Genomic DNA, 22,195 nt, shown 5'->3' with positions numbered 1-22,195 from the left:
CGTCAAGATCCGGGCCTTACTTGGCCGTGGCGGCCTTGGCGATGGAGGTGTTCACGAACGGGGCGTAGCTCTCCGCCACCTTCTCGATGCGGCCGGCGCTCTTGAGGAACTCGGCGGTGGACTTGAGCGTCGCCGGGGCGCTGCCGAGCCATTTGTCGCTGAGCTGCTCGACCAGCGGCACGAAGGTGTAGCCCTTCATCGAGTCCGGAATTTCGTCGGGCGAGGCGCCGGTCATCTTGGCGATGGTGAGCACCTGCGGGCTGGTCGCGGTCCAGGCGGCCGGGTTGGCGAGATAGGCGGCGTTGGCCTCGTCGGCGACCTTGGCGAAGGCGGCCATCTGCTTGAGGTTCTTGGCGGCGAACTCCTTGTCGACCACCCAACCGTCAAAGGTCGGGAAGCCCCAGCTGGCGGTGGTGTCGGCGCCGAGAATGCGCTTGCCGGTCTTGATGATGCGGCTCTGGGCGGGCTCCCAGATGAAGGCGGCGTCGATGGCGCCCTGTTCCCAGGCGGCGGCGATCTGGTCCGGCGGCATGCCCATGATGGTGACCTCGCTCACCGGCACCTTCTCATGCTGCAGCGCGCCCATCAGCGAGAAATGCGCGGTGGAGCCGATCGGCACCGCCACCCGCTTGCCCTTGAGGTCGGCGACGCTGGTGATGCCCGAGCCGTCGCGCGCGATCAGGCTCTCGGCCTGGCCGATGACGATGGCGAGCATGAACATCTGGATGTCGACGCCCTGGCTCATCGCGATGGTCATCGGCGAGGAGCCGAGCTCCGACACCTTGACGTCGCCCGAGGCCATGGCGGCGATGATCTCGGCGCCGGAGGCGAATTTGCGCCATTCGATCTCCCAGCCGGTGGCCTTCTCGAACAGGCCCTCGGCGCGCGCCACCTGCATCGGCGTGGGATTGCCGAAATGGCCGATGACGATCTTCTCCGCATAGGCGGAGCCGGCGGAAAGGACGAGGGCGACAGCACCCGCCATCAGGCCTCGCATGGTCTTGCTCATGTCCCTTAACTCCTCTGTCAGGTCGGTCGTGGTTGCCGGGCCTTCTGTGGGCCCGTGAATTCAAGCGTCCCGCGCGAGCGCGAAATCGACGATGGCGCTCACCAGAACATCCAGCGTGTCGAAGGCGCGGGCGCCCTCGGCGGCACTGTCGGCAATGAGCGAGAATTCGGTGCAGGCGATCATCTGGGTGGTGACGCCCGCTTCCAGCAACTGCAGGGAAGCGCGGTGGAAGCTGTCGCGGGCGACGGCATCGGCGCCCAAAGCCTTGATGCGGCGGATGGCGCCGAGCAGCGCGTCCTCGTCCTCGGGATAGACCGCCGTCAGCCCCGCCCGGGCGAGCTTGCCGTCGAACAGGCCGATGCGGCGCAGCGCGGGCGAGGCCAGCACGCCGATGCGCCCGCCGGGGCCGGCGAGGCGCGCGGCATGGGCGACCGAGAGCGCCGTCATGTCGAGAAAGGGAACGCCCACCGCCGCCGCGATCGCCGGGGCAAAATGGTGGGCGGTGTTGCAGGGCATGGCCAGTGCCTCGGCGCCCGCCGCCTCCAGCCGCCGCGCCATGGCGACCAGCACCGGCGCGGGGTCCTCGCCGGTGCCCTCGATCAGCCGGGCGATGCGCGAGGGCACTTGCGGGTTCTGGTCGACCAGCAGCGGAACATGGTCGCGGTCATCCGCCGCCGGCACCGCCGCGATGACCTTGCTCATCAACAGCACCGTCGCCTGCGGCCCCATGCCGCCCAATATACCGACCCGGCGCGGCATCAGCGTGCGTCCTCCGCCAGCGTCTCATCCAGCGCGCCGAGAATATGGCTGGCGATGAGGTCGCAATCCTCCAGCGTGAAGGTGAGCGGGATACGCATGTCGAACAGCGTGGCCAGCACGCGCTCGGTCTGCGGCAGGTCGTGCCGGGCGATGTAACGCCACGACGTATGCGCCGAGGTGAAGCCGACCGGCTCGGCCGCGCCGAACCATTTCAGCTCCACTCCCCGTTCGGCCGCCGCCGCGACAAGGGCCGTGCAGTGCCCGGCCGAGAGCGCCGGCACGCGGAACTGGATCGAGGAGCCGACATAGCTTTCCTGCGGCGGCCGCGAAGGCATCCGCACCGCCGGATGCACGGCGAGACGCGCGGCGAGATGGTCATGGCGCGCGTTCCAGCCGGCGAGGCTGTCCTCGATCCGCGCCAGCTGCGGCCGCAGCAGGGCGGCGCGCAGATTGTCCATCCGCGCCGACATGTTGGGGGTGTCGAGCCGTACCTGCTCGAACGCCTCGGCCGGCGGCGCCGCGCCGTGCCGCTCATAGAGCATGTACGAGCCGGACAGGATCACCGCCCGCGCCATCAGATCGGCATCGTCGGTGGTCAGCAGCCCGCCCTCGCCGGAGTTCAGGTGCTTGTAGGTCTGGGTGCTGAAGCAGGCGGCAAGGCCGAAGGTGCCCGATTTTCGCCCGTTCCAGCGGGCGCCCATCGTGTGGGCGCAGTCCTCGATGACGCGCAGGCCGTGTTCGCCGGCCAGCGCAGAGAGCTTGTCCATAGCGCCGATATGCCCGCGCATATGCGACAGCAGCAGCACAGTCGCGCCCGAGGCCGTGGCCTTGGCGGCGAGATCGTCGAGATCGATGACGAGATCGTCCGTCGTCTCCACCAGAACCGGCACGGCGCCGACGCCGGCAATCGCTCCCGGCACGGGGGCGAGGGTGAACGCATTGGTGAGCACGCGGTCCCCCGGCTTGACCCCTGCCGCGCGCAGCGCGATCTGCATCGCCTGCCCACCGGAGGCCAGGGCGAGACAGTAGCGCGCGCCCTGCCACCGGGCGAATTCCTCCTCCAGCCGCGCCGTCTCCGCCACCTCGCCGGGCGCAACATTGTAGCGGTGCAGCCGGCCGGAACGCATCACGGCCTCGGCGGCAGCAATGGCGTCCTCCGGGAGTGGCAGCTGCTGGGTGAAACTGCCGGTGAAGCGGGGCGCGCGCATGGGTCAGGCCGTGGCGTGCGCGGGCTGGTCGTCGGCGAAATAGGCGTCATAGCCGAACAGCGCCGCCGAGCCGCCGGTGTGCAGGAAGACGATGCGCTCGCCCTTCCTGAAAATGCCCTTGCGGACATAGTCGATGAGACCAGCCGCACCCTTGCCCGAATATACCGGATCGAGAAGAATCCCCTCCAGTTCCGCGAACATTCGGATGGCCTCCAGCGTGTCCAGGCCGGGAATGCCGTAGCCGCGGCCGACATAGTTGCTGTCGGCCACCACATCCTCGCGCAGCACCACGCCGGGGCAGCCCAGCTTCTGCGCGGTGCGCTCGGCGAGGGCGAAGACGTTCTCCTCCTGCTTCTGCTTGGGCGCGCGTACACCGATACCGAGTAGTGGCACCTGGGCATTGATTGCCTTGAGGCCGACGATCAGCCCCGCCTGCGTGCCGGCGCTGCCGGTGGCGGTGACGATATGGTCGATGGCAAGGCCGATCTCATTGGCCTGATTGATCAGCTCCAGCGCGCAATTGGCATAGCCGAGCGCGCCGGTGGGGTTCGAGCCGCCGCCGGGGATCGTATAGACCTTGCGCCCCTCGGCCCGCAGACGCTCGGCAACGGCTTCCATCTCGGCGTTCATGTCGACGCCGCCGGCGCGGGTCTCGGTCGTCGCCCCGTGCAGATGGTCGAGCAGGACATTGCCATTGGTCTTGTAGTTGCGATCATTGGAGCCCGTCCGGTCCTCCAGCAGCAGGTGGCAGGCGAGGCCGAGCTTGGCGGCGAAGGCAGCGGTCTGGCGGGCGTGGTTGGACTGGGTCGCGCCCTGCGTCATCACCATGTCGGCGCCCTGCGCCACGGCCTCGGCCATGAGGAATTCCAGCTTGCGGGTCTTGTTGCCGCCGGTGGAAAGCCCGGTGCAGTCGTCGCGCTTGATCCAGATCTCCGGCCCTCCCAGTTCCTGGCTCAACCGATCGAGCCGCTCCAGCGGTGTGGGCAGATGCGCGAGACGGATGCGGGGGAAGCGGGCGAAGTGCATGAAACAATCCTCAACTTGCGTATATCGATGTTTGCAGATCGTCTTCGGCACTTCAAATGCGAAATTATTCACTTAAGATGCATATTGTGCATGTTGGGAGGTTCGGATGCGACTGGAATGGCTGGAGGATATTCTCGCGGTTGCGGAGACAGGCTCCTTCAGCGAAGCGGCCGAGCGGCGGCGGCTGACGCAGTCGGCCTTCTCGCGCCGGGTGCAGCATATCGAGGACCATGTCGGGGTGGCGCTGTTCGACCGCTCGCGCAAGCCGGTTCAGCTGCGCCCGACCACCGCCGAGCAGCGCGACCAGATCGCCCGGCTTGCGCGCACGCTGCGCCAGCTGACGGACGATCTACGCCGGGGCGACCGCACCGCCGGCAACCGCCTGGTCCTCGCCAGCCAGCATGCCCTGACCGCCTCCTGGGCGCCGCGCTTCATCGACACGATCCAATCGGAAAACGCCGATATTTTCCTGAAGCTGAAATCGGCCAATCTCGATGAGTGCTTCGCCTTCCTGCTGTCGCGGCAGGCCGACATCGCCGTGGTGTACCGGCGGATCGGCGAGGAGCACCCGATCGCCGCCAACTACATCGAGACGACCATCATCGGCCGCGACCGGCTGATCCCGGTTTTCGCCCGCGCCTATGGCGCACGTCTCAACCGGCAGTTCGCCCATGGCGAAGTGCCGTTCATCGCCTACCCGTCCGAGGTCTTCCTCGGCGAGGTCATGGACCGGATCGTGCTGCCGGCCATACAGGGGGCAAGCCACATGGTGCCTAAGGTGGAGACCGAGCTTACGCTCGCGGCGCTGGAACTGGCGGCGAACGGCATCGGCGTGGCCTGGGTGCCGGCGACGCTGGCCCGCGCGCGGATCGAGGCCGGCGATCTCGCCGATCTCTCGGCCAGCCTGCCCTATTGCGATCTCGACGTCACGGCCGTGCGACTGGCCAATCAGGCCACGCCCGTCGAAGCCACGGTCTGGGACCAGTTGTCACGCATGGACGCGCCGCGCCCCGCTCGGGCGGCCGGGACCGACAGCGACTGACGGCGCCGCCGGCTCATCGCGCCACGGCCCGCCCCGCCTCGCCCCGGCTCTTGTCGGGGCGCAGCCGGGCGCGCCAGGTGCCGGCCTCGACCATGCCGGCGATGACATCGGCCAGCACCTTCGCTACCGCGTCGCTGCCCCGCGGGTTCATGGTGCGCGGCGACACCACCACCGACAGGCGCCAGGAAGGCGTGGGGTCAAGGATCGGCACGGCGATCATCTCGCCGCGCCGCATCTCGTCGATGAAGGCGAAATGCGGCATCACCGCCAGCGCCCGGCCCTGCTGCACCAGCTGGGCGATGGCGGGCAGGCTGTCGCAATCCATCGCCACCGGCTTGATATCGTGGCGGGCGGCGAACTGCTCGATGACGGTGCGCAGCACGTTGGGCGCGCCCGGCAGAACGATGGGGTGCTCGAACACCCCGCGCAGCGTCACCCCGCCGCTGGCGGCCAGCGGATGGCCCGGCGGCACGAAGAGCATCAACTCCTCGACCATCATTTCGGTCCAGGCGACGGTCTCGAAGGCGCGGCGGTCATAGAGCAGGGCGACGTCGAGCCGGCCCATCTGCAGGAATTCGTCGAGATAGCCGGTCATCGCCTCCACCACCCGCAGGGTGATGTTGGGCTGGCGCTCGGCCATGGCGGTGATCAACGGGATGGAGAGGCCACGGCAGGCCGAGGTCGGCAGCCCGATCGCGACCCGGCCGGACGGAGTGACCGATTGCGAGCGCACCACATCCTTGACCCGCTCGACCTCTTCCAGGATGCGGCGGGCATGGTCGTAGAGCTGCTGGCCCATATCGGTCGGGGTCACGCCGCGCGCGTGACGCAGAAGCAGGTCGACGCCCAGTTCCTCTTCAAGGTTCTTCACCTGCTGGCTCAACGAGGGTTGAGCGATCCGCAGCATTTCGGCAGCGCGTGAGAAATTGCCGCTTTCCGTGATCTGCACAAAGTATTTCAGCTGACGAAGATCCATGGATCACCCCGGCTCACGCGGCAACTCTGCGCGCCATTGCCCAATTGTCAAACTGACTAACAAATCATCATTTGCATAATCTATGGGCAGCAATTTTCCAATACTCATTTTCGAACAAGGTGTTACGTAAATCGCCGATTGATCATTGCTGCCTATAAATAAAAACCATAGGCTCAACCTATATATGTGATCGGAAAATCGTCTTTGCCGATGCCGGCTGCTTGTCTCTAGCCTCCGCATCGTCGAGCCACGCAGAGCCCCCCGCAACCCGTGGCTTCGGGAGATATGCCAATGCCGTCCGCACGATCCCGGCGCTGCCAGCCTGTGGCGGCGACGGAGACGCTCGGCTGCGCGCGGGCACCTCCGCAGCTTCTAAGGAGCGCCCATGTCCCGTGTTGTCGATCTGAGCCTGCTGATCGAGGACAATATGCCGGCTCACAAGCTGTTCCAGCGGCCGGTGATCACCACGCATATGAGCCATGAGAACACCCGGTCGCTCGGCCTCGGCGTGCCCGGCGACGCGATGACGTTCCAGACCAACTTCATCGCCATGCTCGACCATGTCGGCACCCATGTGGATGCCTTCCGCCATGTGAACCCCGAGGGCATTCCGGTCGACGAGATGCCGCTCGAGATGTTCATGGGCAAGGCGGTGTGCTTCGACCTGCGCCACATTCCCGATCTCGGCGACATCACCGTCGCCGACATGGAGCAGGCCGAGGCGCAGGCCGGCGTGAAGGTGGACGGGCACATCGTGCTGCTGTGCACCGGCTTTCACCAGCGCACCTATCCCGGCCTCGATTCCGTGTGGAAGAACCCGCTGCTGACGGTGGAAGCCACGCGCTGGCTCCATGCGCGCGGCTCGAAAATGCATGGCGTCGAGGGCCCCTCGACCGACAAGCCTTCCGACAACCTGTTCGCCCAGCATCGCCTGTGCCGCGACCTCGGCATCAGCCACTGGGAGTGGCTGGTGAACCTTGAGGCGCTCATCGGCAAGGGCGAGTTCCAGTTCTTCGGCGCGCCGCTGAAGTTCAAGGGCGGGTCCGGCTCGCCGGTGCGCGCCTTCGCCATCCTCAACTGATCCCGCAAGCCGCCCGCGGAGGCCCCGTGCCCGCCCACAACCTGCCGAGCGCCCATGAGTTGCGCAGCCTCATTGCGAGCCGCCAGGTCTCGCCGGTGGAGCTGACGCGCCATGCGCTCGACGCGGCGACGGCGACGCAGGGGACGCTGAACGCGTTCTTCCTCATCATGGAAGACGAGGCGATGGCCGATGCGCGGGGGGCGGAAGAGGCCGTCATGCGCGGCGAGCCGCTGGGTCCGCTGCACGGCCTGCCCTTCTCCGCCAAGGATCTGATGGCGGTAAAGGACCAGCGCTACGCCTCCGGCTCGCGCGCCAGGGCCGACATTGTCGCAGAGGTCGACGCGCCGGCGGTGGACCGCGCCAGGGCGGCCGGCGCCATCCTCATCGGCAAGACCACGACCAGCGAGTTCGGCTGCAAGCCGGTCGGCGACAGCCCGCTGACCGGTATCACCCGCAACCCCTGGAATCTCGACAAGACGCCCGGCGGCTCAAGCGCCGGCGCGGCGGCCTCCGTCGCCGCCGGCATCACCCCCTTCGCCCTCGGCACCGATGGCGGCGGCTCGATCCGCATTCCCTGCGCCTTCACCGGCCTTGCCGGGATCAAGGGCCAGTTCGGCCGCGTTCCGGTGTGGCCGACCTCGGCGACGCCGACGCTGGCCCATGTCGGCCCGATCGCCCGCGATATCGCCGATGCCGCGCTGCTGTTCGCGGCGATCGCGGGCTATGACGCGCGCGACCCGGCCAGCGTTGCCGGCCCGGTGCCGGACGTGCTCGGCGCCGTCGGGGCCGACCTCGCCGGGCTGCGCATCGCCTGGAGCCCGACCCTCGGCTATGCCCGGCCCGACGCGGAGGTGCTGCGCGTCATCGAGCCGGTCGTACGCCGGCTGGAAGAGCTCGGCGCGATCGTCGAACAGGTCGACACCGTGTTCGCGACCGACCCGGCCGATCTCTGGATCGCCGAATTCTATGCCGGCGTCGGCACGCGGCTGCGCGGCGTGCTGGAGACGCAGCGCGACCTGCTCGACCCGGCCGTCGCCGCCGTGCTGGCGGCGGCGCTGGCGCAGGAGATGCGCGCCTATTACGACACGGTGTTCGACCGCTACGCGCTGCGGGAGGAGATGCGCCGGTTCTTCGAGCGCTATGACGCGCTGGTCTCGCCGGTGCTGCCGGTGACGTCGCTCGATGCCGGGGTCGACATGCCGGCGCATCTGTCCGACCGCAACCTCGTCAGCTGGGTGTTCTACACCTACCCGTTCAACCTGACCGGCCAGCCGGCCGCCTCGGTCTGCGCCGGCCTGGCGAGCGACGGCATGCCGGTTGGGCTGCAGATCGTCGGCCGCGCGCTCGGCGAGGCCGATGTGGTGCGCGTGGCATCCGGCATCGAGCGCGTGCGCGACCCCGTCGACCTCGTCCCTCCCGCCTTCCGCCGCCCCTTCCCGTCCAGCGAGGCCCTATCATGAGCACTCACGAGACCTTCATGCGCCGTGCCATCGAGATCAGCCGCGACAAGATGCGGGCGGACGGATCGGCGCCGTTCGGCTGCGTCATCGTCAAGGACGGGGTGATCGTCGGCGAAGGCGTGAACAATGTCGTCAACAATCACGACGCCACCTCGCATGGCGAGGTCGAGGCAATCCGCGACGCCGGCCGGAACCTGAAGAGCTGGGACCTCAGCGGCTGCGATCTCTACACCACCTGCGAGCCCTGCGAGATGTGCGTCGCCTCGATGTTCTGGGCGAAGATCAGCCGGCTCTATTACGCCAATACGCTGAAGGACTGCGCGGATATCGGCTTCAAGCTGGAACCGCTGACCAACATGGTCCGCAGCGACCTGCACGAACGCACCCTCACCGCCGAACGCCTGCTCCCCACCGAGGCGCGCGAGGTCCTCGACGAATGGGCGGCCTCGCCGGGCTTCAGTTCGTTCCAGTGAGTGCCGGCCCAATCAAAACGACCTTCCCGATGGAGACGACGACATGAACGAGTTCGACGGCCCGATCACCGATTTCCGGGCGCTGCTGCACCCGATGAACCGCCGCCGGCTGCTCCAGGGCGCCAGCGTGCTCGCCGGCGCCGCCGCGCTCGGCGTGACCGCCACCGCCCCCGAGCCGGCCTATGCCCAGGACAAGGTGCTGAACCTGCTCTCCTGGCCCGGCCATGCCGACCCGGCGGTGGTGAAGCCTTTCGAGGACAAGTATGGCGTCAAGGTCGTCGCCAAGGAATATGTCGGCGGCGAGCCGATGCTGGCGCTGATGAACCAGTCGCCTCCCGGCTCCTTCGACGTGGTGCTGGCCGATGCCGAATATATCCACATGCTAAAAGAGGGCGGCTTCATCGACAAGATGAACCCGGCCGACTACCCACTCGCCGATTACTGGCCGGAGTTCCAGAAGTTCGAGCCGCACTGGGTCGGCGAGGATCTCTATTCCGTGCTGATCCGCTTCGGCTATCTCGGCATCGCCTACCGCACCGACGTGCTCTCGGAAGCCGACGTGAAGTCCTACAAGGCGCTGTGGGACCCCAAGATCAAGGGCAAGCTCGGCTTCTTCGACTGGTACCTGCCGACCATGGGCTGCCTCAGCCTCTATGACGGCAACAAGCCGCCCTTCGACATTTCCGACGCCGCCTTCGGCAAGCTGAAGGAGACGCTGTTCTCGCTGAAGCCGCAGACCGCCGGCTTCTATTCAATGGCCGACCAGTTCTCGATGCTGACCAACGGCACCGCCGCCGCCATTCCCGGCGTCGGCGACTGGGTGGTGCTGCTGCTGCAGAAGAGCGGCGTGCCTGTTTCGGCCACCGTGCCGGACGAGGGCGGCATCCAGTGGACCGAGTCGATGTCCATCGTCTCGTCCTCGACCAAGAAGGACCTCGCCAAGGCCTTCATCCAGTACATGTCCTCGCCGGAAGGCCAGGTGCGCTCCTCGATCATGCCGGCCTACTGGGCCTCCATCCCCAACAAGAAGGGCTGGGAGCTGCTGAACAAGGACCATCAGGCCGAGGCGAAGGCGCTGCGCCACACCTTCGACGCCCGCAACGTCATGGACGAGTACAAGGACGGCAAGATCTACATCCGCAAGACGCCGGTGCAGCAGAGCATCGAGCAGTGGAACGACGTCTGGTCCGAATTCAAGTCGATGTAGCCCATGCGCGCGGCAGGCGGCCATGCGCCGCCTGCCCCCTCTTCCTGCACGCCTCCCGAAGCCTTCATGAGCGAACCCTTGCCCACGCCGGACACCGGAACCGCCCCCTTCACGGCCACGTCGCGGCGCGCGACAGCGGCCCGCTTCGCCATGTTCTGGGGGGCGCCGCCGGCGCTGTGGCAGGCCGCGTTCTTCCTGGTGCCGCTCGGCTTCCTCGTCGCCATGACCTTCTGGTCGGTGAAGAGTTTCCGCCTGACGCCCGACGCGACGCTGGCCAACTGGACCTTCATCCTCAACGCCGGCTTCTTCCGCAACGCCTATGTCTACACCTTCTGGCTCTCCGCCCTGACGGCGGTGATTGCCAGCGTGGCGGCGTTTCCGGCCGCCTATACGCTGGCCTACAAGGTCAGCCCGGCGACCCGGCGCTTCATGATCTTCATGCTGGTGGTACCGTTCTTCACCAGCTACCCCGTCCGGATCTATTCCACCCAGATCTTCTTCAGCCCGCAGGGCATCATCAACACCGTCCTCGCGCCGCTCGGGCTCGGGCCGCTGCAGGTGCTGAACACGCCGACCGGCACGGTGGTGGGCTATCTCGTGCTCACTTTGCCGCTGGTGGTGCTGCTGCAGACCTTCGCGCTCGCCAATGTGCCGCGCACGCTGATCGAGGCGGCGCATAATCTCGGCTGCGGCCGCTTTCGCACCATCGGGACGGTGATCATTCCCTCGGCCCGCATCGGCCTGATCGTCGCCGGCACCTTCGCCTTCGTGCTGGCCTTCGGCGACTATGTGGCGCCGACCTATCTCGGCGGCTCCCGGCCCCCCACGCTCAGCATCCTCATCGCCGACCAGGTGAAATCCGGCAATAACTGGCCGCGCGCCTCGGTGGTCGCGGTGATGATGATCGTGACGCTGATGGTGGTGATGCTGGTCATGATCGGCCTCGCCTATGGCCGGCGGAAGGAGAGGCCATGAGCATGGCCGCGCTCCGCCGCCTTCTTCTCCTCGCTTATACGGGCGTGGTGTTCGCCTTCATCTTCGCGCCCATCGTCTCGACCATCGTGTTCTCCTTCAATGCCGACCGCTTTCCCAGCCTGCCCTGGGGCGGTTTCAGCCTGCAATGGTACGAGGCGATCTTCGCCGACGCGACCATCCAGCGCGGGCTGATCAACAGCCTCATTGTGGCCGGCGTCACCTGCGTCATCGCCACCTTCCTCGGCTTCTCCGCCGCCTATGTCGATTACCGCTACCGCTTCCTCGGCAAGTCGGTCTATCTCGCCCTCGCCGCCCTGCCGCCGACCGTGCCGGTGGTCATTCTCGGCGTGGCGCTGCTCACCTTCGAGGGCCGGGTCGGGCTGTCGGGGACCCTTCCGGGCATCATTGTCGGCCATGTCGTGCTGAGCACGCCCTTCGCCATGGCGCTGGTGCGGATGCGGCTCGCCGATCTCGACCCCGATATCGAGCGCGCGGCGTGGAATCTCGGCGCCTCGCCCTGGGCCACCATGTTCGGCGTTATCGTGCCGTTCTGCGCTCCCGCGATCCTCGCCGCGATCTTCCTCACCGCCGCTGTCTCCTTCGACGAGTTCATGATCGCCTGGTTCGTCTCGGGGGTGAACGAGACGCTGCCGGTGCGGGTGCTCGCCATGCTGCAGGGGCAGGTCAGCCCGCGCATCAACGCCATCGGCGCCATCGTGTTCGGCGTCAGCATCACCCTCATCGTGCTTGCCCAGATGCTGCTCGGACGCATGTCCGGCCGCGCCGCCCGAAAGAAAGGATGACGCGCATGGCCGCCCCCATGATCGAGATCGACCGTGTCGCCAAGCAATATGGCAACCACGCCGCCGTGGCCGATGTCTCCTTCACCATCGACAAGGGCGAGTTCATCGCGCTGATGGGCCCCTCCGGCTGCGGCAAGACCACGACGCTGCGGATGATCGCCGGCCTCGACCAGCCGACCTCAGGGGAAATCCGGCTCTGGGGCCGCCGCCTCAACGAGGACGCCCCCTGGGAGCGCGACGCGCCGCTGGTGTGGCAGAGCTACGCGCTGTTCCCCTTCCTCTCCGTGCGCAAGAACGTCGAGTTCGGGCTCAAGCAGCGCCGGCTGCCCGCCACTGAGCGCCGCAAGAAGGCGGATGAGTGGATGGAACGGCTCGGCATCGCCGGCCTTGCCGAGCGCGGCGTCGACCAGCTTTCCGGTGGCCAGCGCCAGCGGGTCGCGCTCGCCCGGGCGCTGGCGCTGGAGCCGGAAATGCTGCTGCTGGACGAGCCGCTCAGCGCGCTCGACCCGCATTTGCGGGTGCGAATGCAGTCCGAACTCGTGCGGCTGCATCGCGAACTCGGCATCACCTTCATCTGCGTCACCCACAGCCATTCCGAGGCCTTCGCCATGGCCGACCGGGTGGTGATCATGAATGAGGGGCGCATCCAGCAGATCGGCGCGCCGCGCGAGATCCACCGCCGCGCCGCCAATCGTTTTGTCGCCGAATTCGTCGGCGGCAACAACATCTTCACCGGCACGGCGTGCGTCGAGGCGGACGGCTCGATCGCCCTCGTCGGCCCGGTGGGCACGGTTCATGCGCCCGCCCCCACCGAGGCCGGCATCGTCACCGGCGCCGCCGCCACGCTGGTGGTGCCGGCCGACCGGATCGAACTGGCCGCAGAAAGCACCGGCAGCGGCAATGAGGTGGCGGCCCGCGTCGTCACGGTGGAGTTCGTCGGCTCGACCGTCACCGTCTTCCTGGAGACCGAGGGCGGCGGCGAACTGCGCGCCCAGCGCTCGCTGCACGAGATGGAAAACACCCCGCTGGCCGTCGGCCAGCCGGTCGTCGCCCGCTGGTCGCCAAGCCAGGGCTTCTTTCTGCCTGCCTGATTTATGGAGTGAATGCGATGTCGACCTTCATCCGCGGCGCCACCGTGCTCGCCATGGGCGGCCCGAATGGCAGCACCCCTTTCCTCGGCGATGTCCATGTCGAGGGCGACCGGATCAAGGCCATTGGCGCCGACCTGCCCGTGCCGGAAGGCGCCACGGTCGTCGACGGCAGCGGCAAGCTGGTGATGCCGGGCCTCGTCAACGCGCATCTTCATTCGGGCGAGGCGCTGTTCAAGAGCCGCTACGACAACCTGCCGCTCGAACTGTGGATGCTCTACGCCTACCCGATCCTTGGTGCCAAGGCGCTGAGCGAGCGCATGATCTATCTGCGCAGCATGGTGGTGGCGATCGAGTCGCTGAAAACCGGCGTCACCTGCCTGACCGACGATATTTTCGAGGCGCCGCGCCAGTCGCTCGCCCAACTCGGCGCGGCGGTGTCGGCCTATGACGATGCGGGCATCCGCGCCACCGTCTCCGGCCATGTGATGGACCGCGACTTCCTCGATTCCATCCCGTTCTCCCGCGAGCATGTCTCGGCCGAGCTGCAGGCGGAAGTGGCCAAGCTCACCCCGCCGACGACCGACGAGTACCTCGCCTTCGCCAAGGAGGCCTATGCCCAGTTCCATGGCCGCTCGGGCCGCATCCGCTTCATGCTCGCCCCCTCCGCGCCGCAGCGCTGCACGCCGGAGCTGATGCAGGCGGTGAACGCGCTGGCGCTGGAATGGCAGGTGCCGTTCCACACCCATATCGTCGAGACCAAGGTGCAGGGCGTCACCGGCCCGGCGATGTATGGCAAGTCGCTGATGCGCTACATGGCCGATCTCGGCCTGATGCACGCAGGCACCACCATCGCCCATTCGATCTGGGTGAGCGAGGACGACATCGGCCTGATGGGCGAGGCCGGCGTGTCGGTGGTGCACAACACCATCTCCAACCAGAAGCTCGGCGCTGGCGTCGCGCCGGTGCGCCAGCTGCTCAGCGCCGGGGTCAATGTCGCGCTCGGCTCGGACGGCATTTCCACCAACGACACGCCGCGCATGTTCGACGTGATGCATGCCTGCGGCCTGATCCACAAGGTGACGACGCCCGACTACACCCAGTGGCTCAGCTCCGCCGAAGTGCTGCACGCCTGCACATTGGCGGGCGCCAGGAGCGCGCTGATCGGCCATGAGACCGGCTCGCTGGAAGCGGGCAAGAAGGCGGACCTGCTGGTCATCAACCTCGACACGGTGTGCTTCACCCCGCGCCACGACATCCTCAACCACCTCGTCTACAGCGAGAACGGCTCGTCGATCGAGAAGGTGATGGTCAATGGCGAGATCGTGGTCGAGAACGGCCAGCTGACCAAGATCGACGAGAAGGCGCTGCTGGCCGAGCTGCGCTCGCTGATGCCCGCCTTTAATGACTACCATTCCGGCGTCGAGGCGGCGAACCGCGCCTTCGCCCCGGCTTTCGACGCCATCCACCGCCGCTGCAACCAGGTCGACCTCGGCATTCACCGTCTGGTCGGCACCAGCGACATGTGGCCGGCATGACCCCCGACGGAGCCCCCGCGATGAGCACCCCCACCGTCCGTATCGCCGACATGACCTGGTACGAATTCGCCGACCGGGTGAAGGAGAACCCCATCGTCTTCCTGCCCACCGGCTCGGTCGAGCAGCACGGCCCACACCTGCCGCTGCTGACCGATGTGATCCTGCCCGTCAGCGTCGCGGAGGCGGTGGCGGCTGAGGTCGGCGGCATGGTCGCCCCGGCGGTGAGCTATGGCTACAAGTCGCAGCCGAAATCCGGCGGCGGCAACCATTTCCCCGGCACGCTGAGCTTAGACGCCAGCGTGTTCATCGCTCTGGTGCGCAACATCGTCAACGAGCTGGTCCGCCATGGCGCGCGCAAGATCGTGCTGTTCGACGGGCATATGGAAAATGCCTGGTTCCTGGTCGAAGCGGCCGACCTCGCGCTGCGCGACCAGGCGATGCTGGGCCGCACCGACGTGAAGATCGTCAAGCTCGGCTATTGGGATTTCATTAACAAGGCGACCGAGGCGGTGCTGTTTCCCGACGGGTTTCCCAGCTGGGAACTCGAACACGCCGCGGTCATGGAAACCTCGATCATGCTGCATGTGCGGCCCGACCTGGTCCGGCAGGACAGCATCCCCGACGATCCCGCCGCCGTCTTCCCGCCTTACGACGTGTATCCCTTCGACACCCGCCCGATCCCGCCCACCGGCGTTCTGTCCTCCGCCAAATCGTCCTCGGCGGAAAAAGGCGCGGTCGTGCTGGCGCAGGTGGTGCCCGACATTGCCGCGAGCCTGCGGGAGGTCTTCGGCCCGCCTTCGGCGTAAGCCGCGCGACACGGCGGGTTGAAACATCCCGCCCGGCGCGGGGTGCCGCGATTCAAAGCCGCCGCTGCCGCAAGAGCCGCGCCCCGCGACACGGGCCGGGACGTCAAAGGCGCTTCATCGGCTCACGTTCAACGATATGGAAGGCGACAGATCGAGCGAACCCCGGGCGCCTTCCCGAGCGCCCGGGGTTCGCGGACGCTACGCCGCCCGCGTCGCGACCGCCGGCACGTTGTCGGAATGGCGGATTTCAGTGCCGAGCACCTTCAGGCATTCGCGCATGAAGGCGGCCAGCGCCGTCCAGCCCTTGGCGGAGACCATATTGCCGTCGACCAGCGCCTCCGTGGGCGAGAGGTCGACATAAATGCCGCCCGCCAGCCTCACTTCCGGCTCGCAGGCGCCGAGCGCCCCAACCCGCTTGCCGGTCAGCACCCCGTCCACCGCCATCAGGATCTGCGCGCCGTGGCAGATGGTGAAGATCGGCTTGCCGGTCTCGTGGAAGTGCCGGACCATCGCCTGGATGCGCTTGTCGGTGCGGATATATTCCGGCCCGCGCCCACCGGCGCAGTAGACGGCGTCATACTCGTCGAGCTTTACTTCGGAGAAGGTCTTGTTGATGTCGGCGAGGTGGCCATAGCGCTCGATATAGGTCTGGTGCCCCTCGAAATCGTGCAGCGAGGTCTGGATCTTGTCGCCGGCCTTCTTGTCGGGGCAGACGACGTGAACGGTGTGGCCGACCGCTTCCATGCCCTGCTGGAACACGAAGATCTCGTATTCCTCAGTGAATTCGCCCGTCAGCATCAGGATTTTCTTGCCCGGCATGATGAGTACCTCCGCTCATTGTGAGGGGCCGGGCAAGGTCCTTGCCCGCCCGGCCGATGGGGTAAGGGTCAGAACGGCGAGTCGGGGAAGTAGTATTCCTCGGCATTGTCCTTGGTGATCAGCGGCGCATCGAGCTTGAGCGCGCCACGCACCGGGGCGTGGCCGGCGAAATGCGCGGCCGTGAGATAGATCGCGGTCTTGATCATCGAGGGCGGATAGGGCGTCTCGACCGGGGTCATGGCGTCGCCCGCCTTCACCTTCTCGATGATCTCCTTCATGCCGTTGCCGCCGAGCGCGAACTTGATGTCCTTGCGGCCGGACTGCTTGATCGCTTCCAGCACGCCGAGCAGCATGTCGTCGTCATTGGCCCACACCGCGTCGATCTGCGGGTATTTGGCGAGATAGTCCTGCATCAGCTTGAAGGCTTCGTCGCTGTTCCAGTTGGCGTACTGGATATCGAGGATCTTCAGGTCGGAACCCTTGATCCCGTCCTGGAAGCCCTTGATGCGCTCGTCATCAATGACGGTCGGGATGCCGCGCAGCACGACGAGATTGCCCTTGCCGCCCATCTTCTCGACGAGGAACTTCGCGGTGTTGAAGCCGACGGCGATATTGTCGCCGGCGACATAGAGGTCCTGGATGTGCGGGTCGTTCAGGCCGCGGTCGACCACGGTGATGAAGGTCCCCTTCTCCTTGATGGTCTTGACCGGGGTGGTCAGCTCCTCGGAGCTGTGCGGCAGGATCACCAGCGCGTCCATCTTGCGCGTGGCCGACATGTCCTCGATGGCGCTCACCTGCGCGCTGGCCGAGGGCGAGGTCTTCACGATCACCTCGATGCCGGGGAAGGCCTTGTTGATCTCCTTGGCGGCGGCATTGGCGTGGTAGACCACGCCGGCGGTCCAGCCATGGTCGGCGGCGGGAATGGAGACGGCGATGACCTTCTTCTCGGCGGCTGAAGCCGGGCCGGTCGCCAGCAGCGCGGCCGTCACCCCAGCGGCAATGAGAGCATTCCTGAGCATGTGTTTCCTCCACCAGGTGCGGCAGTCTTGATTGCTGCCCGGCGCGTCGCGGCTGCCTCGCGCGCCCCGGTTCTCAGTCCGCTACCTCTTCGACATCCGCTGGATCAGCATGGCGATGATGATGATGACGCCCTGAACCGCGGCGACGAGGTACTCGGAGACGAAATCGGAAAGGACCATCAGGTTGGCGATGAATTCGAGGATCACCGCGCCGGCCACCGTGCCCCAGACGCGCCCGCGCCCGCCGCGTAGCGCGGTGCCGCCGATGACCACGGCGGTGATCACCTGAAGTTCCCACAGCAGGCCGGTGGTCGGCGTCGCTGCGCCGAGCCGGGGCACGTAGCAGATGGCGGCGATGGCCACGCAGGCGCCCTGGATCACATAGGCGGTGATGCGGATGCGGGTGACCGAGATGCCGGAATAGCGCGCCACGTCCTCATTGGCGCCCACCGCCACGCAGCGCCGTCCATAGCGCGTGCGGTAGAGCACATAGGCGGCGACCAGCGCGACGGCGAGCGAGACGAGGATCGGGATCGGCACACCAAGCACGTCGCCAAAATAGACCGGGCGATAGGCATCGCGCAGGCTGCGGTCGATCGCCACCGTGCCACCATCGGTCATGTAGGTGATGAGGGCGCGGAAAATGCCCATCGTGCCGAGCGTGGCGATGAAAGGCTCGATGCGCCCGACCGTGACAATGGTGCCGTTGAGCAGGCCGCAGGCGATGCCGGTGACAAGCGCCACCGCCATGCCGAGCGGAATCGCCGCCGTACCGACGCTCGGCGCCACCGTGTTCATGAAAAGGATCATCACCCCGGTGATGAAGGCCGCCATCGAGCCGACCGACAAATCGAGCCCGCCGGACGAGATTACGAAGGTCGCGCCGATCGCGATGATGGCGATGAAGGCGCTGCGGGTAACGACGTTGGCGATGTTGTTGGCCGACAGGAAATCGGGATTGATGAGGTAGCCGATCGCCACCAGCGCGGCGAGCGCCAGGAAGGGGCCGGCATCGCCCCAGCCGATGGACCAGTTATGCTGGGCGCGCGGGGGCGCGGCGGCGACATCAGCCATGGGCGTTTTCCTCTAAGGCGCGTTCACGCGCCACGCTGCTGGTGGCGTAAAGCGCGACATTGCTCTCCGACATGGCGTCGCCGGAGAGTTCCCCGTTGATCCGGCCGGAGCGCATAACCAGGATGCGGTCGCACAGGCCGATCAGTTCCTGCATCTCCGAGGAGATGACGATGCAGGAGCGCCCCTCCCGCACCAGCGACTGGATGAAGGCGTAGATCTGGCTCTTATTGGCGATGTCGATGCCGCGCGTGGGCTCGTCGATGACGAGGACAGTGGGATCGTTCAGCATCACCTTGGCGAGCAGCAGCTTCTGCTGGTTGCCGCCGGAGAGCTGGCCGGCGCGGGCGTCGCGGCTGCGCAGGCGGATGTCGTAGCTGCGCACGGCCCGGTCGAGCTGCTGCGCCTCGCCCGCCAGGTCGAGCCGGGCAAAGGGGTGCACCCGGTCCAGCGCCGCCAGAGTCAGATTTGGCGCGAGGCGCTCGCCGAGCAGCAGGCCCTTGCCCTTGCGGTCCTCGGTGAGATAGCCGAGCCCTGCCCGCGCGGCCTCGGCCGGGGAGCGGAAATGCACCGGCCGGCCGTGCAGGCGCACCTCGCCGAAGCTGGCCGGCCGCAGGCCGAGCAACCCTTCGAAAAGTTCGGTCCGCCCGGCGCCGATCATGCCGGCAAGGCCGAGAATCTCGCCCTTGCGCAGGGTGAGCGACACGTCGTTGACGAAGCCCGGCACATGGGCGTGGGCGATCTCGAGCGCAGGCTCGCCCAGTTCCGGTTCAAGCTTGGGCGGATAGAGACTGGCGAATTCGCGCCCGACCATCAGGCTGGCCATCCGCTGAGGGGTGAGGCCCTCGGCCTCATAGGTGCCGACCATGCGGCCGTCGCGCAGAACGGTGACGCGGTCGGCCAGCCGCTCCACCTCGTCCAGCCGGTGGCTGATATAGAGAATGGCGACGCCGCGCTGCTTCAGCGCGCGAATGATGTCGAGCAGCGGGTCGACCTCTTCATGGGTCAGCACGGCCGTCGGCTCGTCGAAAATCACCACGCGGTGGGTGCCGAGCAGCGCCTTGGCGATCTGCACCAGCTGCCGATTGGCGATGGAGAGGTCGCCGACCCGCGCGCGCGGCGACACGCTGCAGCCGATGGCGGCGAGCTGCGCGGCGGCGGCCTCGCGCATGGCGCGCTCGTCGAGCCGGCCGAAGCGGGCGATCTCGCGGCCGATGAAGATGTTCTCAGCGACGGTCAGCGCCTCTGCGAGCAGGATCTCCTGGTGCACCAGCGCGATGCCGACCGACTGCGCGTGCGAGGGCGTGTGGAAGCGGATCGGCGCGCCATCCATCAGCAGTTCGCCATCGCTCGGCTGGAGATAGCCGGAGAGCAGGCGCATGAGCGTGGACTTGCCGGCGCCGTTCTCGCCGATGATGGCGTGGATCTCGCCGGGCCGGATGTCCAGCGTCACCTCCGAGAGCACCGTGACGCCGCCGAATGCCTTGCCGAGCCGCTCGGCCCGAAGCACCGGCCCGCCGTCGGGCGCGGGGACATGGGCTTGAGCGGCGTTCATTGGTCGAAGGCCGGCGACAGGCGGTCGCGCGAGCGCTCGAGATGGGCGCGCATCGCATGACGTGCGGCGTCGACATCGCGGGCGGCGAAGGCCGCGAGGAGGGCCTCATGCTCGTCAAGCGCCTCCTCGGTCACGAGCGCATGGAACATCAGGCGGAAGATGTGAAAATGAGTGTGCTGGTGCGCCAGCGTTTCCCGCACCAGGCCGTTGCCGCCGATCTCAAGGATCATGTCATGGAAGATGGCATCCTGGCGGGCGAATTGCGGGTAGCGCGCGCGCTCATCCTTGCCGCCGCCGCGCAGATTGACGCCGGCGGCAGCCGTCAGCGCCTGGAGCGCCGGCTCGGTTATGGATGACGCGGCGCGGCCCGCCATTTCCGGCTCCAGCAGCAGGCGCAGATCGTAGAGCTCCTCGAAGCGGGCGCGGGTGATCTGCGGCGCGGCGCTGTAACCGACCAGATGCGTCTTGACGACGAGGCCCTCGCCCTCAAGCCGTCCCAGCGCCTCCCGGATCGGCGTCTGCGACACGTCCAGCTCGCGCACCAGATTATCAACGGTGATGCGGGCGCCGGGCGGAATCTTCAGCGCCATAAGACGCGCGAAGATCGCCTCATAGACTTCATCGGCCAGACCGGCACCGCGATGCACCGCCGGCGTCGATCCCCCGTCTCCGGCGAGGTAGCGGGAAGTAGCGTGAGGTTTCGAACTGCGCATGCGTTGCCCCTTGACAGAGATCAACAGCTAGCACGATCCTCTCCACCACTCAATACGATATCATATACGATTTTATCTAGGCGAATAGATCAGCAAGAATACATTATACCAGAAACATGGGAGGGGCTTTTGGCTGACGTCTCGGCGACCCGGGTGGCGCACGAAGGTCTATTCGGCCGAGTCCAGCCCCTTGCGCCGCGCGAGGGGGCACGGCGCCCTGACCGGTGGAGTGGAGCCGATCATGTCCCGTCGCCGGCCCCGCGCCCGTCGCGGCGCGCTCGCCGGTTCCGGCCGCGACGTCACGTCCCGATGCCGACCGCCCGTGCACAGCTGGGCGACCCAAGGCCACGGCCGCCGCCAGAATGGCCCGGCACGCCTGGTCTCGCCGCCTCCTCCTGAAAGTGAAAATGCGCCGCCATGGCCGATCCCTTTCGAACCCGCGACGTCGTGCCGGATTTCGACCGTCATGTGGCCGACTATGCGGCGCGCAGCGCCGTGACGCGGGCACGGCTGCCGATGCACCCGGATATCGCCTATGGCCCCTCCCCGGCGGAGAGGCTCGATCTGTTCCTGCCGCCGCCGCATCTGGCGACCGGCGCCGTGCACATGTTCATTCATGGCGGCTATTGGCGGATGTTCGCCAAGGAGGACTTCTCCTTCGTCGCCGAGACAGTGACGCGGGCGGGGGCGATCGCGGTGATTGTCGATTACGCCCTGATGCCTTCCGTGCGGATGGCGACGCTCGTCGCGCAGATCCGTCAGGCCCGGGACTGGATAGCAGCGCATATCGGCGCCTATGGCGGCGATGCTTCACGGCTCACCATCAGCGGCCATTCCGCCGGTGCCCAACTCGGCGCCCTGCTGCTCGACGCGAGCGCCCCGGCGGGTTCGGTCGCCGGTGCCGTTCTGATCAGCGGCATCTACGATCTCGCACCGCTGAAGCACTCGTTCCTGCGGGATCTGATCGACCTCACCGACGAGGAGATCCGCGCCTTCAGCCCGCTGGCCCGGACCTACACGGCCGGTGCAGATATCCGGCTGTTGGTCGGGGAGCTGGAAACGGCGCCGTTTCACCAGCAGATGAACGCCTTCGGCTCGCATCTGGCGATCGCCGCCGACAGCCGCGTTTGTCAACGCACGCTCGCCGGCACCGACCATATGAGCGTCATGGCGGACCTTGGAACGCCGGGCACCGACGCTGCAGGCCATCTCGTGGATTGCCTCATGGCCGGCCCCCGCGTGCCTGCGGACGGATGAGACCAAAGCTGAGCGGCCGCGACGCCGCGCCCGAGGAGGCCATTCCTGCCGGCCCGGTGTCTCCACGGCCGTCGACAGGGGCCAGAGCTTTGGCGATCCGTGTTCGCCCAATTCGACCAGGGGGCAAGTGCCTCCCGCCATTCCCGAGGCGGATATCGGATGCGGCGAAGCCGACGGCGATGACTTCGCCACGACCCGGCGAAATGCTGTAACGTGGCGCCGCGACAATCACACCGCCCCTCACTCGCCTAACCGGAACCTCACCCGAGGCTCCGGCTTAAAGACATGGTCCCGTTCCGCCCCGTTCTCC

The 22,195-nt window shown here is 67.1% G+C and carries 21 protein-coding genes; 11 read left to right on the top strand and 10 right to left on the bottom strand.

Translation table 11 applies throughout. The features are described from left to right. Positions 1-16 precede the first annotated feature (16 nt). From tauA to cuyA, 4 genes are read right to left on the bottom strand one after another with little or no spacing between them, the layout of a single operon-like run. Entirely contained in the window at positions 17-1,009 is a 993-nt protein-coding gene (tauA, locus tag BLO63_RS00150) for a taurine ABC transporter substrate-binding protein (RefSeq protein WP_091435714.1), read from the bottom strand. A gap of 60 nt (positions 1,010-1,069) precedes the next feature. Beyond that, positions 1,070-1,768 carry a cysteate racemase gene (cuyB, locus tag BLO63_RS00145; RefSeq protein WP_091435713.1) on the bottom strand — a complete coding sequence of 233 codons (699 nt, stop codon included), beginning with the start codon at positions 1,766-1,768 and terminating at the stop codon, positions 1,070-1,072. Beyond that, positions 1,768-2,976 (bottom strand): DegT/DnrJ/EryC1/StrS family aminotransferase, encoded by a 1,209-nt coding sequence (locus BLO63_RS00140; protein ID WP_091435712.1) that lies wholly within the window; start codon positions 2,974-2,976, stop codon positions 1,768-1,770. Before BLO63_RS00140 ends, cuyB begins: the two co-directional genes overlap by 1 nt. A gap of 3 nt (positions 2,977-2,979) precedes the next feature. After that, positions 2,980-4,002 carry a D-cysteate sulfo-lyase gene (gene cuyA / locus BLO63_RS00135; RefSeq protein WP_091435710.1) on the bottom strand — a complete coding sequence of 341 codons (1,023 nt, stop codon included), beginning with the start codon at positions 4,000-4,002 and terminating at the stop codon, positions 2,980-2,982. A 106-nt stretch (positions 4,003-4,108) separates the two neighbouring features. On the opposite strand from cuyA, the gene BLO63_RS00130 reads away from it, so the two are divergent. Then, the gene (locus BLO63_RS00130; RefSeq protein ID WP_091435708.1) at positions 4,109-5,044 is read left to right on the top strand and encodes a LysR family transcriptional regulator; all 936 of its coding nucleotides are present in this window, start codon (positions 4,109-4,111) and stop codon (positions 5,042-5,044) included. 13 nt (positions 5,045-5,057) lie between these two features. Here the strand turns inward: BLO63_RS00130 and BLO63_RS00125 are convergent, their stop codons facing one another. Then, positions 5,058-6,020, bottom strand: coding sequence for a LysR family transcriptional regulator (locus tag BLO63_RS00125; RefSeq protein WP_091435706.1), 963 nt, complete (start codon positions 6,018-6,020; stop codon positions 5,058-5,060). A gap of 385 nt (positions 6,021-6,405) precedes the next feature. Here BLO63_RS00125 and BLO63_RS00120 point away from each other — a divergent pair, with 385 nt between their 5' ends. The 9 genes from BLO63_RS00120 to BLO63_RS00080 all read left to right on the top strand — a co-directional run bounded on the left by BLO63_RS00120 (position 6,406) and on the right by BLO63_RS00080 (position 15,451). Continuing rightward, the gene (locus BLO63_RS00120) at positions 6,406-7,101 is read left to right on the top strand and encodes a cyclase family protein (RefSeq protein ID WP_091435704.1); all 696 of its coding nucleotides are present in this window, start codon (positions 6,406-6,408) and stop codon (positions 7,099-7,101) included. Positions 7,102-7,127: 26 nt separating this feature from the next. Next, entirely contained in the window at positions 7,128-8,561 is a 1,434-nt protein-coding gene (locus BLO63_RS00115) for an amidase family protein (RefSeq protein WP_091435702.1), read from the top strand. Continuing rightward, positions 8,558-9,034: a nucleoside deaminase gene (locus tag BLO63_RS00110; protein ID WP_091435700.1), complete on the top strand. Its 477-nt coding sequence runs from the start codon at positions 8,558-8,560 to the stop codon at positions 9,032-9,034. Before BLO63_RS00115 ends, BLO63_RS00110 begins: the two co-directional genes overlap by 4 nt. Positions 9,035-9,077: 43 nt before the next feature. Continuing rightward, positions 9,078-10,241: an ABC transporter substrate-binding protein gene (locus BLO63_RS00105; RefSeq protein WP_091435698.1), complete on the top strand. Its 1,164-nt coding sequence runs from the start codon at positions 9,078-9,080 to the stop codon at positions 10,239-10,241. A gap of 66 nt (positions 10,242-10,307) precedes the next feature. Beyond that, positions 10,308-11,216, top strand: coding sequence for an ABC transporter permease (locus BLO63_RS00100; protein ID WP_244517527.1), 909 nt, complete (start codon positions 10,308-10,310; stop codon positions 11,214-11,216). Between the two features lie 2 nt (positions 11,217-11,218). Next, positions 11,219-12,019, top strand: coding sequence for an ABC transporter permease (locus tag BLO63_RS00095; protein WP_244517525.1), 801 nt, complete (start codon positions 11,219-11,221; stop codon positions 12,017-12,019). A 5-nt stretch (positions 12,020-12,024) separates the two neighbouring features. Next, positions 12,025-13,110, top strand: coding sequence for an ABC transporter ATP-binding protein (locus BLO63_RS00090; RefSeq protein ID WP_244517523.1), 1,086 nt, complete (start codon positions 12,025-12,027; stop codon positions 13,108-13,110). A gap of 17 nt (positions 13,111-13,127) precedes the next feature. After that, on the top strand, positions 13,128-14,645 hold the full coding sequence (locus BLO63_RS00085; protein ID WP_091435694.1) for an amidohydrolase family protein: 1,518 nt from the start codon (positions 13,128-13,130) through the stop codon (positions 14,643-14,645). A gap of 20 nt (positions 14,646-14,665) precedes the next feature. After that, positions 14,666-15,451, top strand: coding sequence for a creatininase (locus tag BLO63_RS00080; protein WP_091435692.1), 786 nt, complete (start codon positions 14,666-14,668; stop codon positions 15,449-15,451). Positions 15,452-15,649: 198 nt separating this feature from the next. Here the strand turns inward: BLO63_RS00080 and BLO63_RS00075 are convergent, their stop codons facing one another. From BLO63_RS00075 to BLO63_RS00055, 5 genes are all read right to left on the bottom strand, one after another. Beyond that, a complete protein-coding gene (locus BLO63_RS00075; RefSeq protein ID WP_091435690.1) occupies positions 15,650-16,270 on the bottom strand; it encodes a DJ-1/PfpI family protein in 621 nt (206 codons plus the stop codon). Positions 16,271-16,338: 68 nt separating this feature from the next. Further along, positions 16,339-17,289 (bottom strand): substrate-binding domain-containing protein, encoded by a 951-nt coding sequence (locus BLO63_RS00070; RefSeq protein ID WP_091435688.1) that lies wholly within the window; start codon positions 17,287-17,289, stop codon positions 16,339-16,341. A gap of 81 nt (positions 17,290-17,370) precedes the next feature. Next, complete coding sequence (locus BLO63_RS00065; RefSeq protein WP_091435686.1) at positions 17,371-18,363, bottom strand: ABC transporter permease; 993 nt, start codon at positions 18,361-18,363, stop codon at positions 17,371-17,373. After that, a complete protein-coding gene (locus BLO63_RS00060; RefSeq protein ID WP_091435685.1) occupies positions 18,356-19,915 on the bottom strand; it encodes a sugar ABC transporter ATP-binding protein in 1,560 nt (519 codons plus the stop codon). The genes BLO63_RS00065 and BLO63_RS00060 overlap by 8 nt, the downstream gene beginning before the upstream one ends. Next, positions 19,912-20,562 (bottom strand): GntR family transcriptional regulator, encoded by a 651-nt coding sequence (locus BLO63_RS00055; protein WP_091435683.1) that lies wholly within the window; start codon positions 20,560-20,562, stop codon positions 19,912-19,914. Before BLO63_RS00055 ends, BLO63_RS00060 begins: the two co-directional genes overlap by 4 nt. Positions 20,563-21,045: 483 nt before the next feature. Here BLO63_RS00055 and BLO63_RS00050 point away from each other — a divergent pair, with 483 nt between their 5' ends. Then, positions 21,046-21,885 carry an alpha/beta hydrolase gene (locus BLO63_RS00050; RefSeq protein ID WP_091435682.1) on the top strand — a complete coding sequence of 280 codons (840 nt, stop codon included), beginning with the start codon at positions 21,046-21,048 and terminating at the stop codon, positions 21,883-21,885. Positions 21,886-22,195 lie beyond the last annotated feature (310 nt).

This window comes from Ancylobacter rudongensis (assembly GCF_900100155.1).
GTDB lineage: Bacteria > Pseudomonadota > Alphaproteobacteria > Rhizobiales > Xanthobacteraceae > Ancylobacter > Ancylobacter rudongensis.
The sequence above is the reverse complement of the archived record's forward strand: the minus strand, read 5'-3'. Positions and strand labels throughout refer to the sequence as shown.